The organism is Streptomyces sp. WAC07094 (assembly GCF_036320405.1).
Lineage (GTDB): Bacteria > Actinomycetota > Actinomycetes > Streptomycetales > Streptomycetaceae > Streptomyces > Streptomyces lannensis.
In genome coordinates this window covers 831,363-843,886 of the sequence record NZ_JAVMJZ010000001.1, presented here as the reverse complement: position 1 = coordinate 843,886, position 12,524 = coordinate 831,363, and the positions used below count along the sequence as shown (strand labels likewise).

The 12,524-nt window shown below is 71.7% G+C and carries 11 protein-coding genes; 7 read left to right on the top strand and 4 right to left on the bottom strand.

Features of this window, described 5'->3' with window-relative positions:
• Nucleotides 1–59: 59 nt before the first annotated feature.
• The gene (locus RCR19_RS03775; protein ID WP_331263752.1) at nucleotides 60–2,447 is read right to left on the bottom strand and encodes a SpoIIE family protein phosphatase; all 2,388 of its coding nucleotides are present in this window, start codon (nucleotides 2,445–2,447) and stop codon (nucleotides 60–62) included.
• A 170-nt stretch (nucleotides 2,448–2,617) separates the two neighbouring features.
• Here RCR19_RS03775 and RCR19_RS03770 point away from each other — a divergent pair, with 170 nt between their 5' ends.
• The 4 genes from RCR19_RS03770 (at nucleotide 2,618) to RCR19_RS03755 (ending at nucleotide 4,928) form a co-directional block, all read left to right on the top strand.
• Nucleotides 2,618–2,989, top strand: coding sequence for a BlaI/MecI/CopY family transcriptional regulator (locus RCR19_RS03770; protein ID WP_331263751.1), 372 nt, complete (start codon nucleotides 2,618–2,620; stop codon nucleotides 2,987–2,989).
• A gap of 82 nt (nucleotides 2,990–3,071) precedes the next feature.
• Nucleotides 3,072–3,329 carry a hypothetical protein gene (locus tag RCR19_RS03765; RefSeq protein WP_331263750.1) on the top strand — a complete coding sequence of 86 codons (258 nt, stop codon included), beginning with the start codon at nucleotides 3,072–3,074 and terminating at the stop codon, nucleotides 3,327–3,329.
• A gap of 97 nt (nucleotides 3,330–3,426) precedes the next feature.
• Nucleotides 3,427–3,819: a VOC family protein gene (locus RCR19_RS03760; RefSeq protein ID WP_331263749.1), complete on the top strand. Its 393-nt coding sequence runs from the start codon at nucleotides 3,427–3,429 to the stop codon at nucleotides 3,817–3,819.
• Nucleotides 3,820–3,857: 38 nt separating this feature from the next.
• Complete coding sequence (locus RCR19_RS03755; protein ID WP_331263748.1) at nucleotides 3,858–4,928, top strand: adenosine deaminase; 1,071 nt, start codon at nucleotides 3,858–3,860, stop codon at nucleotides 4,926–4,928.
• Here RCR19_RS03755 and RCR19_RS03750 read toward each other — a convergent pair.
• Both RCR19_RS03750 and RCR19_RS03745 read right to left on the bottom strand, forming a co-directional pair.
• Nucleotides 4,910–5,425 (bottom strand): DUF664 domain-containing protein, encoded by a 516-nt coding sequence (locus RCR19_RS03750; RefSeq protein WP_331263747.1) that lies wholly within the window; start codon nucleotides 5,423–5,425, stop codon nucleotides 4,910–4,912. The genes RCR19_RS03755 and RCR19_RS03750 overlap by 19 nt on opposite strands.
• A 68-nt stretch (nucleotides 5,426–5,493) precedes the next feature.
• Nucleotides 5,494–6,393 (bottom strand): LysR family transcriptional regulator, encoded by a 900-nt coding sequence (locus tag RCR19_RS03745; RefSeq protein ID WP_331263746.1) that lies wholly within the window; start codon nucleotides 6,391–6,393, stop codon nucleotides 5,494–5,496.
• A gap of 109 nt (nucleotides 6,394–6,502) precedes the next feature.
• Between RCR19_RS03745 and mgrA the strand changes: the two genes are divergently transcribed.
• Nucleotides 6,503–7,495, top strand: coding sequence for an L-glyceraldehyde 3-phosphate reductase (gene mgrA, locus RCR19_RS03740; protein ID WP_331269335.1), 993 nt, complete (start codon nucleotides 6,503–6,505; stop codon nucleotides 7,493–7,495).
• Nucleotides 7,496–7,538: 43 nt separating this feature from the next.
• Here mgrA and RCR19_RS03735 read toward each other — a convergent pair whose 3' ends face one another.
• Nucleotides 7,539–8,525, bottom strand: coding sequence for an oxidoreductase (locus RCR19_RS03735; RefSeq protein WP_331263745.1), 987 nt, complete (start codon nucleotides 8,523–8,525; stop codon nucleotides 7,539–7,541).
• Between the two features lie 113 nt (nucleotides 8,526–8,638).
• On the opposite strand from RCR19_RS03735, the gene RCR19_RS03730 reads away from it, so the two are divergent.
• Nucleotides 8,639–9,568, top strand: coding sequence for an AraC family transcriptional regulator (locus RCR19_RS03730; RefSeq protein WP_331263744.1), 930 nt, complete (start codon nucleotides 8,639–8,641; stop codon nucleotides 9,566–9,568).
• 382 nt (nucleotides 9,569–9,950) lie between these two features.
• Nucleotides 9,951–12,482, top strand: a complete 2,532-nt coding sequence (locus tag RCR19_RS03725; RefSeq protein WP_331263743.1) for an ATP-dependent Clp protease ATP-binding subunit — start codon at nucleotides 9,951–9,953, stop codon at nucleotides 12,480–12,482.
• Nucleotides 12,483–12,524 lie beyond the last annotated feature (42 nt).

The window sequence follows — 12,524 nt, the reverse complement described above, 5'->3', positions numbered from 1 at the left end:
CCGAGGCCTGCGTGATCGTGCGCCCGGGGCCGCCGCGCCCCGTCGCCGCTGCCCTCGGATCAGGGGGGCAGCGGCAGTTCGGCCCAGACGCACTTGCCGTTCGGCGTCCAGCGGGAACCGAAACGGGAGGCGAGCGCGGCGACGATCGTCACCCCCCGGCCTCCCTCGTCGGTCGGTCCGGCACTGCCCGCCCGCAGGACGTTGAGGCTGTGGTCGAGGACCTCGCACACCAGCACCCGGTCCCGGATCAGGCGCAGCCGTACCGGGCCGGCCGCGTGGAGCACGGCGTTGGCGAGCAGTTCGCCGACGATCTGCTCACCGGCGGGGACGAGCCGCTCCAGCCCCCACTCCATCAGGGTGCGAACGGCCGCGGCGCGCAGACCGCCTACGGCCGCGGCGTCGGCGGCCGTCTCCCATTCCCTGACCTGGTCCGGATCCAGCGAGTGGGGCCGCGCCAGGAGCACCGCGACGTCGTCGGACTGCTCCCCGGCCGGGATGGTCGCGACGGCCGCCGAACACAGCTCCTCGAGCGGTGCCCCGGGGCGCTCGCCCAGGGCCCGGCACAGACGGTCCAGCCCGAAGTCGATGTCGTGGTCATGGGTCTCGACGAGACCGTCGGTGTAGAGGACGAGTGTGCTTCCCTCGCTCAACTCGTACTCCACGGTCTCGAACGTACGGGTGCCCACCCCGAGCGGTGCCCCCGGAGGGACGTCGAGCAGCGTGACGGCGCCCGAGGGGTCGACGAGGGCGGGGGGCGGGTGCCCGGCCCGCGCGGCGGTGCACCGCCGGCCGATGGGGTCGTAGACGACGTACAGACAGGTGGCACCCATGATCATGGGGGGCATGGCCTTCGAATCCACGCTGTCGGCCCCGAGCCGGGCGAGCAGGTCGTCGAGGTTGGCCAGCACCTCGGCGGGGGGCAGGTCCAGTGCGGCGAGCGTCATCGTCGCGGTGCGGATCCGGCCCATGGTCGCCGCGGCGTTGATGCCGTGGCCGACGACGTCGCCGACCACGAGGGCGACCCGGGCGCTCGACAGCGGGATCACGTCGAACCAGTCGCCGCCGACACCGCCCCGCTGGTCGGACGGCAGGTAGCGCCACACCACGTCGACGGCGCTCCCACCGCTCGGATGGCTGGGCAGCAGGTCGCGCTGCAGCGCCAGGGCCGCGGTGTGCTCGCGGGCGTAGCGGCGGGCGTTGTCCAGACTCAGCGCCGCCCGGCTGACCAGTTCTTCGGCGACCAGGCGGTCGTTCTCGTCGAACGGCACCGGATTCTCCGTACGGACGAGCAACGTGACCCCCAGGATCTCGCCGCGGGCGTGGAGCGGCAGGATCATCAGGCTGTGCATCCCCAGGGTGACGACCCGCTCACGCCGTCGCGGGTCGTGGTCGAGCCATGAGCCGGGGGAGGCGTCCAGGACGGGTTCCAGATAGGAACGTCCGGAGGTCAGCACGTCCAGGAAGGGGGAGTTCGGGGGGACGAGCACCGGATCGCCGCGAGACCAGACAGACTCCGGTACACCCTCGTGGATCGACGCCAGGCCACAGCGGTGGAACGCCGGGATACGGCCGTCGCCCGCCACGCCCAGCCGGGCCAGGGGCCGCTCGCTCAGATCGGCCGCGTCCAGGAGGTCGACGGTGGCGTAGTCGGCGAGTACCGGCACCATGACATCTGTCAGGTCCTGCGCGGTCTGCATGATGTCGAGGGTGGTGCCGATGCGGGTGCCCGCCCTGCTCAGCAGCGTGATCCTCTCCCGCGCTCGCCGTGAGCTGGTCACATCCACGTTCAGCGAGCACACCCCCGGTCTGCCGTCGCGCGCGTCCTCCACCGGGAACACCGAGAGCGCGTAGGTGCGCCGCCAGCGGCGGTCCAGCTGGTCCAGTTCGCGGCCGATCACCGGCTCACCGCTGTCCAGTACCTCCTGCAGAGCCGCCCTCACGGCGTCGGTGTCCGCGTACAGCGGCGAATGCTCCAGCACGCGGCCGAGCCGATCCCCGGGGGAACCTCCATAGGCCTCGGCGAGTGCCCGGTTCAGCCACGCCATGCGCAGCTCCGAATCCCAGACGGCCATGGGGAAGGGACAGTTCTCCGCGACCGACATCGCGCGGGCCGCTTCCGGCCCGATCACCGAGACCAGCCAGTCCACGGCCCCGTCCTGGCCCGGCAGGGCGCACACCTTCAGACGCAGCTCCACCGTCCGGCCGTCACGCCGGCGCAGCACCACGCGCCCCGACCACTCGCGCCGGAACCCGTGCCCGACCTCGTGGGGCGACGCCAGCAGCGACTCCGCGGACCGCCCCAGAACCTCCTGCGCCCGATAGCCGAGCAGTTCCCGGGCGGCGTCCGTCCACCGAGTCACCGTTCCCGACGGGCCGACCACCGCAAGCGCGGCGCCGGCGTCACAGTACGCCGAACCGGCACCGGACCCGGTGTCGAGGTCGGACATCTCTCCACGCTAGGCCCGCACCATGTCCCCCGCAATCCGTCCAAGGACCGAGGACCGAGAGCTGCGGCGGCCCTTTCATAATGGATGCGCGACCCGGTACGACCGGATTCGCGCGGACTGCATCCCTGCGGACGGTCGACAGGGACGGCCGGTGGGATGAGGAAGGATCCATGACCGAAGCGAAGGACGAGCGTCGCCCGGCGGGCGAGCTGGAAGCGAGCGTCATGGCCGCCCTCTGGGCGGCGGACGCCCCCCGGACCCCCGGTCAGGTCCAGCTGAGCCTGGGCGAAGGGCTCGCCCGCACCACGGTGACGACGATCCTGTCCCGGCTGCACGACAAGGGTGTCGTCGGCCGCCGGCGCCAGGGCCGTGGCTACGCCTATTTCCCCGTCCAGGACGCCCATGGCCTCACCGCCCGGCGGATGCACACCGAGCTGGACCGGGACACCGACCGGCACACGGTGCTGGCCCGTTTCGTGGCCCGGCTCAGCGAGGAGGACGAGCGCGTACTCCGGGACCTGCTGGAGTCCGACGAGACCTGACCTTCCCCCTGCTCCTGCCGCTCGTCGTGCCGTTCGCCGTGTCCCCGCTCGCGCGGCTCCCCTCCCCGCCGCCCTGTGGGTGGTGACCGGCTCGGCGCACGTCCTCGCGCTCGGCCGAGCCGCACGTCGCGCCGGGGAGCACTTCGTGCCCGCCGCGAGCACCGGACCCGTGCCGCAGCGGGTCGCCGCACCGCCGGTGGTCCCGCGCGCGCCGTGCCGGGCGGCCCCCTGGATCGCCGAGGTCCTCGTCATCTGTGCCACGGTCCCCGCCGCCCCGGCGACCGAGGCCGTCGGCATCCACCACGAGGTCGAGGTCGCTCAGGGCGAGGCGGGCCACTGAGCGCCGCCGCTCACCCCCCGTGCCGTGCGTCGGCCGGGGCACCGGGCGTGATGCCGTACGCTACGTGTTACGTATAACTCCCTCCCTGGAAGGTCCGATGAGACGCATCGCCCTGGTCACCCTCGTCGTCGGCGACTACGACGAGGCGATCCGCTTCTACACCGAGGCCCTCGGGTTCCGGCTCACGGCCGACGAGCCGCGGCCGGACGGCTCCCGGTGGGTCGTCGTCGAACCCGGCGCCGGGGCCCAGGGCAGCGGGCTGCTGCTCGCCCGGGCCAAGAACGAGGCGCAGCGCGGCCGGGTCGGCGATCAGACCGGCGGGCGCGTGGGCTTCTTCCTGCACACCGACGACTTCGCCCGGGACCATGCCCGGATGACCGCGGCGGGCGTGACCTTCCTGGAGGAGCCTCGGCACGAGCCGTACGGCAGCGTCGCCGTCTTCCAGGACCTGTACGGCAACCGCTGGGACCTGCTCCAGCCCGCCGAATGACCCACCGACGAGACCCATCTGCCGAGGATCAACCGCACATGACCGCCGCGCACATCGACACCGCCGCCCTCCGCCGCCTCCCCAAGGCCGTTCTGCACGACCACCTCGACGGAGGTCTTCGCCCCGCCACCCTCGTGGAACTGGCGGACGAGGTCGGCCACACCCTGCCCGCCGACGACCCGCGGGAACTCGCCGACTGGTACTACGAGGCCGCCAACTCCGGTGACCTGGTGCGGTACATAGCCACCTTCGAGCACACCCTCGCCGTCATGCAGACCCGGGAGGGCCTGCTGCGCACCGCCGAGGAGTACGTCCTGGACCTGGCCGAGGACGGCGTCGTGTACGGCGAGGTACGGTACGCCCCCGAACTGATGCTCAAGGGCGGCCTCACCCTGCCCGAGGTGGTCGAGACCGTGCAGGAGGGACTCGCCGCCGGCAGGGCGAAGGCGGCGGCCGCCGGCACCCCGGTCCGCGTCGGCACCCTGCTGTGCGGCATGCGCATGTTCGACCGCAGCCGCGAGATCGCGGACCTCGCGGTGGCCTTCCGCGACGCGGGTGTGATCGGCTTCGACATCGCCGGGGCCGAGGACGGCTTCCCGCCCGCCGACCACCTCGCCGCCTTCGAGCACCTGCGCCGCGAGAGCGTGCCCTTCACCATCCACGCGGGCGAGGCGTACGGCCTGCCGAGCATCCACCAGGCCCTGCAGGTCTGCGGCGCCCAGCGCATCGGGCACGGCGTGCGCATCACCGAGGACATCGTCGACGGCAAGCTCGGCCGGCTCGCGGGCTGGGTGCGGGACCGCCGTGTCGCGCTGGAGATGTGCCCGACCTCCAACCTCCAGACGGGCGCCGCCTCCTCGATCGCCGGGCATCCGATCACGGCGCTGAAGGACCTGGGCTTCCGGGTCACCCTCAACACCGACAACCGGCTGGTCTCCGGCACCACGATGACCCGCGAGATGTCCCTGCTGGTCGAGGAGGCGGGCTGGACGGTCCAGGATCTGCGCACGGTGACGGTGAACGCGGTCAAGAGCGCGTTCATCCCGTTCGACGAGCGCAACGCCCTGATCCGGGACGTGATCCTGCCCGGCTACGAGGCCGCGCTCTGAAGCAGCCCGCGGACGTAGGCGGCCTGTCCGGCGTGCTGCAGATCGTCGGACAGGACACTGACCAGCCGCACGCCCAGGCTGACCGGCGGATCCCAGCGCTCGTCCACGATGCGCTCGAAGTCCTTGGCGGTGAGCCCCCGCACGAACCCGAGCGTCTGCTCGTGCACGGCGTCGTAGTAGCCGGTGAGCAGGTCGCCCGATTCCACCTGGACGCGGGCGATCTGCCGGGGGCTGTGTCCGTACCCCGTGTCCTGGCGGGGGAGACCGAGGCCGAAGCGCTTCTCCCAGCCCTGTGAGAGCCAGACCTGCTCGAGGGAGGCGGCGTCGGCGACGTGGTCGTCCTGCACCCGGGTCAGGTGCCAGACGAGCCACGCGATCGAGTTGGCGTCCTCGACGGGCCGGGCGTTGAGCTCGTCAGGCCCCAGCCCGTCGACGGCGGCATGGACTTCTTCCCGGATGCGGCCGTAGGCGTCGATGAGGATGTCCTTCGCATGCATGGGTCCACCATCGCGCATCGGGAGGCACGGCGTCGGGCTGTCGGCCGGAGCCGCGGCCATCCTCACCGTCAGTCCTCGCGGATGCCGTCCTCCGTCTCCGCCGCGAGCAGACCCATCAGTGCCCGGGCAGCCGGGCTGGTCGCCTCGTGCGGCGGCAGCGCTGCGACGGTCTCGTACAGCGCGTCGCTCTTGACCGGGAGCGACACGAGGGTGGACGCCTCCCGCTTCTGTCCGAAGTGACGCGGTACCACGGCGACGCCGAGTCCTTCGTGGACCAGCTCGAGCAGGCTGTGCACATCGCTGACCTCGAGCGTCACCGTCCGCTGAACCCCCGCCTCCGCGAATGCCATGTCGGTCGTGCGGCGCGGTCCCCAGTCGGGGTGGAAGTCGACGAACGCCTCCCCGCCCAGGTCCTCGGGGCTCACCGGGCCGCCGTCGGCCAGCGGGTGCGACGGATGGCACAGTACGGTCATCGGCTCGCTCGTGAGCGGGAGGGAGCGCAACTGGTCGCTGTCCTCCTGGGTGCGCACGGCGAACGCGAGATCCAGCCGGCCCGCCGCGACCTCCTCGGCCAGGGCGCCGGAGCCGGCCTGGCGGAGCCGGATCTCCACGTCGGGGTGGCGGCGCCGGAATGCGGCGAGCAGCCGGGCGACGTCCACCCCGGCGATGCACTGCTCGGTGCCCAGCGACAGGGTGCCGCGCAGCACCCCCTGGACGGCGGCGACGGCCTCCCGGGCGGCGCGCACCTGGGACAGGATCCGCTCCGCCTCCACCAGCAGGGCGCGGCCCGCCTCCGTGAGCGTGACGCTGCGGGTGGTGCGGACGAAGAGCGGCGCCTGGAGCTCCCGCTCGAGGGCGCGCACCGAGGCGGACAGGCCCGACTGGGAGACCATCAGGCGTTCCGCCGCCCGGGTGAAGTGCCGGTCCTCGGCGACGGCGACGAAGTGCTGGAGGTGGCGCAGTTCCATGATTGAGAAGTGTAGATGCTCAATCCCATCGGATTCCTCTGTTGGACCGCTGCCGGAGGGGCGGGTGACAGTGGACCGCGTCGTCAGCCGATCCCACCTGGAGTGCACGTTGTACACGGCAGCCCCCGACCGCTACCAGGCCATGCCCTACCGTCGCACCGGACGCAGGGGTCTGATGCTGCCCGCGCTGTCCCTCGGTCTGTGGCACAACTTCGGCCCCGACCGCCCGGCGGAGACCCAGCGGCGGATCCTGCGCCGCGCCTTCGACCTCGGTGTCACGCACTTCGACCTGGCGAACAACTACGGCCCGCCGCCCGGCGCCGCCGAGTCCGCCCTCGGCGACGCGCTGCGGTCGGACTTCGCGTCCTACCGTGACGAACTGGTCATCTCGACCAAGGCCGGCTACCTGATGTGGCCGGGCCCGTACGGCGAATGGGGCTCCCGCAAGTACCTGCTGTCGTCGCTGGACCAGAGCCTGAAGCGGATGGGCCTGGACTACGTCGACATCTTCTACTCGCACCGCCCCGACCCGCAGACCCCGCTCGAGGAGACGATGGGCGCCCTGCACTCGGCGGTCCAGCAGGGCAAGGCGCTGTACGTCGGTGTCTCCAACTACTCGGCGGAGCAGACCCGTGAGGCCGCCCGTATCCTCGGTGAACTGGGCACCCCGCTGCTGATCCATCAGCCGCGCTACTCGATGCTCGACCGGCGCCCGGAGGACGAAGGGCTGCTGGACGCCCTGGACGAGCTCCAGGTCGGGTCCATCGCCTACTCACCGCTCGAGCAGGGCCTGTTGACCGCCCGCTACCTGGACGGCATCCCGGAGGGTTCCCGGGCCGCGAGCGACAGCCCGTTCCTGACCTCCGAGTCGGTCACCGAGGACCTGGTGGGCCGGCTGCGCGCCCTCGACGACATCGCCGGGTCCCGCGGCCAGTCGCTGGCCCAGCTGGCTCTGGCCTGGGTGCTGCGCGAGGGTCGGGTGACCTCGGCTCTGGTCGGCGCGAGCAGCCCGCAGCAGCTGGAGGACAGCGTCGCGGCCACCCGCAACCTGGACTTCGACGCCGACGAGCTGGCGCGGATCGAGGCGATCCTCAAGAAGTAGGGCGCAGGGCACCCGGACAGGAGGCGGCGAGACCCTCGGGCGATCAGGCCGTGAGCCGTTCGCTGATCTGCCACAGGCGGGAGGCCGCGTCCGGGTCGACCGCGTACCCGAGGACACCGGCGGTCTCCGTTCCGGCCCGCCAGGCGGCCTCCTCCGCCTCGGGCACCAGCGGGCTGATGTCGCAGTTCTCGCAGTAGACGCCGCCCAGCCCGTCCAGCCGCGGGCTGGTGGCGCACCAGACACTGGTGGCGGCTCCCTGCGCGATCGTCTTGAGCTGACGGGAGGGGTCGCGTACCGGGCGGCCCTGCTCGTCCACCGCACCGGCCGCCCGGATCGTCTCCGCGGGGATGTGCTTGGCGAGACCGGTGTCGATGATCATGCCCGGGTGCACGGAGAAGGCCCGCACACCCTCAGCACGCCCGCGCCGGTCCAGTTCGACGGCGAAGAGGGCGTTCGCGGTCTTCGACTGGCCGTAGGCGCCGAAGGGCTCGTACGTCCGGTGCTCGAAGTGCAGGTCCTCGAAGACGACGGGGGAGAAGCGGAACCCGCGGGAGGAGACCGCGACCACCCGCGCTCCGCCGGCCGCCACCAGCGCGGGCCACAGGCGGGACACGAGCTGGAAGTGCCCGAGGTGGTTGGTGGCGAACTGGCCCTCGTAGCCGCGCGCGTCCCGGTGCAGCGGCGTCGCCATGATGCCGGCGCTGTTCACCAGAATGTGCAGGGGGCGGCCGGAACCGAGGAACGTCTCGGCGAAGGCGTCCACGGAGGCCGGGTCCAGTAGGTCCATCGGCTCGACCTCGACCCCGTCGACGCCCTTCAGGGCGGCCCGGGCCCGCTCGATGTCACGGGCCGGCACGACGACGTCGGCGCCCGCGGCACGCAGCACGCGGGCGGTCTCCAGGCCGATGCCGGAGTAGCCGCCGGTGACGATCGCGACCTTGCCGGTCAGATGGATGCCCTTGATCACGTCGTCGGCGGTGGAGGCGGCGCCGAAGCCGGAGGGCAGGGGCCGCTGGGGGGTGGTGGACATGGTGGGTATCTCCTCGCATCGCTCGGGTCGGCGGGCTGTCCGGACCACCGTAGGTCGCGCGATTCGTACGATGAATGCTTGAGAGTGCGGATTACTTGCGCGATAGTTCAGTCATGCGTGCCGATCCCCTGTCCGACGCCCTCGCCGTCGCCGACGCCCGCAGTGTCTTCTCCGGTGGGTTCACGGCTGGCGGCGACTGGGCAATCAGGCTCCGAGGGCGGGACAAGCTCAAGGTCAACGTGGTCGTGCGGGGACGCTGCCTGCTCGTCCGCGAGGACGGCGGGCAGTCCCTCGCGCTGGAGGCGGGGGACGTAGTCGTCTCCGACGGCAGGCGTTCGTACGTGCTGTGCAGCGCCCCGGGGATCGAGCCGCTGGACTCGGGCGAGGTGCACATGGATCCGGGCGATCGCATGGCCCGTCTGGGCGGCGGCGAGGACTTCATGTGCGTCTCCGGCCACATCGACCTGAGCCGGGACGGTGGTGACCTGCTGCGCAGGGCTCTGCCGGAGCTGATCCACGTACGGGCCGCCGAGGTCGAGGCCCCGGTGCTGGGCTGGCTGATCGGACAGCTGGTGGGGGAGATGACGACGGGCGGGGCCGGCAGCGCGTTCGCGTCCGACCAGCTGGCCCAGTTGCTCTTCGTCCAGGTTCTGCGGGTCTGTCTCGCCGATGCCGAGGTCCTTCCCGCCGGCTGGCTGCGGGCCCTCGCCGACGAGCGCCTCGGCCCGGCGCTGCGGCTGATGCACGGAGATCCCTCACGTCCCTGGCAGCTGGAGGAGCTCGCCAGGGAGGCGGCCATGTCGCGGACCGCGTTCGCCCTGCGCTTCAAGGAGGCCGCGGGCGTCCCGCCGCTGACGTACCTCCTCAACTGGCGTATGACCCTGGCGGCGCGCGCCCTGCGCGAGGAGGAGACACCGGTCGCGGCGCTCGCCCAGTCCGTGGGCTACACCTCGGAGAGCGCCTTCAGCAACGCCTTCAAGCGCACGGTGGGCGTCGCGCCGAGGCGCTACCGGGACGCGGCGCGGGCGGCGGTCGAGGGCTGAGCACATCTGTCGCCGGATCACCGGGTCCGGGGCGGCACGTTCCGGCGGTCTCCGGGAGCTGTCGCCAAGGGCCCTGAACGGGGCGCGGACCAGGCGCGCGTGAGCCGTTCCGCGGACGTCGAGCTGTCCACGTCCGTCGTTCCGCGGACCCCGGACCGTCCATGTGCACCGGGAACTCGCGTTGCGCCGGGGGGCGCGCGCACTACTCGGCCGGCCCGGCGCACGAGACCGTCGCACGGGTACCCGTGCGATCCCGCCGCAATCACCCGGATAGACCCTGTTGTGCTGCGGTTGTGATGCCTCAGAACCTGGCGAACACTGGGCAGGTACGGGCAATTCGACTACGGCGGGCGATACGCGGCCGTGTGTCGCCGCCGGACGGGTGGCAATCGTGACGATCTCGCCCTTCGGGTCAGGCGACCCGTTTTCCGATCTCTTCAATCGCTTCTTCGGTATGAGCCCGGCCACCTCGCCGCCGGCCGTGCAGCGCGTACCCATCGGACGGCTGCTCAGCGACTCGTCCAACGAGCTCCTCGCCGCCGCCGGCGCGCAGGCCGCCGAGGACGGCTCCGACCTGGATGCCGTACACCTGTTGTGGGCCGCCACCCAGGTGCCGGCCGCGCGTCAGGTGCTGGAGCAGGCGGGCGTGGATCCCGAGCGGCTCGCCGCCGATCTGCAGAACTCGCTGCCCTCCGGGACCGGCACCGCCGAGCCCGCGCTCACGCCTGCGGCCAAGCGCGCCCTGCTCGCCGCTCATGCCCGCTCCCAGGCGGCGGGCGCCTCCTACATCGGTCCGGAGCACATCCTCGCCGCGCTCCTCGACGATCCGCGCTCCCCGCTGGCCCGCACCCTTCAGTCGGAGGGCGCCTCCCCGGAGGCGCTGAGCGCTCCCGGACGTCAGGCGCAGGCGGCAGGCGGTCATCCCGACACCCCGACACTCGACGAGTACGGGCGCGACCTCACCGACGAGGCGCGCAGCGGCCGCCTCGACCCCGTGGTCGGCCGGTCCTCCGAGATCGAGCAGACGGTCGAGGTCCTCTCCCGCCGTACGAAGAACAACCCGGTGCTCATCGGCGATCCGGGCGTCGGCAAGACCGCGATCGTCGAGGGACTGGCGCAGCGCATCGTCGGCGGTGAGGTGCCCAGGGTGCTGAAGGACCGTCGTGTGGTCTCGCTCGACATGGCCGGGCTCGTCGCGGGGGCGCAGTACCGCGGTCAGTTCGAGGAACGGCTGAAGAAGGTCATCGACGAGGTCTCGGCGTCCAAGAAGGGGATCATCCTCTTCATCGACGAACTGCACCAGGTCGTGGGTGCGGGCGCCACCGGCGAGGGTTCGATGGACGCCGGAAACATCCTCAAGCCCGCCCTCGCACGGGGCGACCTCAGCGTCGTCGGCGCCACGACCCTCGACGAGTACCGCAAGCACATCGAGAAGGACTCGGCGCTGGAGCGCCGCTTCCAGCCGGTCATGGTGCCCGAGCCCAGCGTCGAGGAGACGATCGAGATCCTGCGCGGACTGCGCGACGCGTACGAGGCCCACCACCAGGTCCGTTACTCGGACGAGGCGCTGGACGCCGCGGCGTCGCTGTCCGACCGCTACATCAGCGACCGGTTCCTGCCCGACAAGGCCATCGACCTCATGGACCAGGCCGGGGCCCGGGTCGGGCTGCGCGCCGTGGTCGACTCCACGGAGGTCGCGGACCTGGAGGACCGTATCGAGCGACTGCGCCGGGAGAAGGACCAGGCGGTCAGCGCGGAGGACTTCGAGCGCGCGAGTGAAGTCAAGCGACAGATACCCGAGTTGGAGCGGGAACTGTCGGAGATCGCCGAGGGCGGGGCGGCCACGGCCTCCATGGTCACCGTCGACGACATCGCCGAGGTGCTCTCCGCACGTACCGGCATCCCGGTCTCCCAGCTGACGGAGACCGAGCGCGAGCGGCTGATGAAGCTGGAGGACCTGCTGCACGAGCGGGTCATCGGCCAGGACCAGGCGGTCACCGCCGTGGCCCAGGCCGTACGCCGCGGCCGGGCCGGGATGGGCGACCCCAACCGCCCCACCGGCAGCTTCCTCTTCCTCGGCCCCACCGGCGTCGGCAAGACGGAACTCGCCAAGGCACTCGCGGACCTGCTCTTCGGCGACCCCGACCGCATGGTCCGATTCGACATGAGCGAGTTCCAGGAGAAGCACACCGTCTCCCGGCTGGTCGGCTCCCCGCCCGGTTACGTCGGTTACGAGGAGGCGGGCCAGCTCACCGAGGCGGTGCGCCGCAAGCCCTACAGCGTTGTGCTCTTCGACGAGGTGGAGAAGGCCCATCCGGACGTGTTCAACCTGCTGCTGCAGGTTCTCGACGACGGGCGGCTCACCGACGCCCAGGGTCGCACGGTCGACTTCCGCAACACCGTCGTCATCATGACGAGCAACATCGCCTCGAAGCACATCCTGGACCACCAGGGTGACGTCGAGGAGATCAGGGACGATCTGATGGCCGAGCTCCAGGCGCACTTCCGCCCCGAGTTCATCAACCGGATCGACGACGTGATCGTCTTCCACTCGCTGGTGCGCGAGGACCTGGTGCAGATCGTAGACCTGCTCCTGGACGGCACCCGGCGGCGGCTGCACGCGCAGGACGTCCGACTGGAGGTCACCGAGGCGGCCAAGGATTGGCTTGCCGAACGGGGCCACCAGCCGGAGTTCGGCGCCCGTCCACTGCGCCGCACCATCCAGACGGAGCTGGACAACCGGTTGTCCAACATGCTGCTGGACGGGACGGTCAACCCGGGTGACACGGTCCTGGCGGACGTCGCGGACGGCGATCTGGCCCTGCGCCTCAAGCCGCGAGGCGAGGGCGAAAAGGCCGCACAGGCCCGGAAGACGGACGAGGCCGAAGGCGGCAAGGAGGCCGACGGCGCGTAGCGGCGGCGGCCCGGACCGATGCTGTGGACCGCGCCCGCGGCG

Coding starts and splice junctions, on each gene's coding strand:
- RCR19_RS03770 (WP_331263751.1), top strand. CDS start 2,618: ATGACCGAAGCGAAGGACGAGCGTCGCCCGGCGGGCGAGCTGGAAGCG.
- RCR19_RS03755 (WP_331263748.1), top strand. CDS start 3,858: ATGACCGCCGCGCACATCGACACCGCCGCCCTCCGCCGCCTCCCCAAG.
- RCR19_RS03750 (WP_331263747.1), bottom strand. CDS start 5,425: ATGCATGCGAAGGACATCCTCATCGACGCCTACGGCCGCATCCGGGAA.
- RCR19_RS03745 (WP_331263746.1), bottom strand. CDS start 6,393: ATGGAACTGCGCCACCTCCAGCACTTCGTCGCCGTCGCCGAGGACCGG.
- RCR19_RS03760 (WP_331263749.1), top strand. CDS start 3,427: ATGAGACGCATCGCCCTGGTCACCCTCGTCGTCGGCGACTACGACGAG.
- RCR19_RS03735 (WP_331263745.1), bottom strand. CDS start 8,525: ATGTCCACCACCCCCCAGCGGCCCCTGCCCTCCGGCTTCGGCGCCGCC.
- RCR19_RS03775 (WP_331263752.1), bottom strand. CDS start 2,447: ATGTCCGACCTCGACACCGGGTCCGGTGCCGGTTCGGCGTACTGTGAC.
- RCR19_RS03730 (WP_331263744.1), top strand. CDS start 8,639: ATGCGTGCCGATCCCCTGTCCGACGCCCTCGCCGTCGCCGACGCCCGC.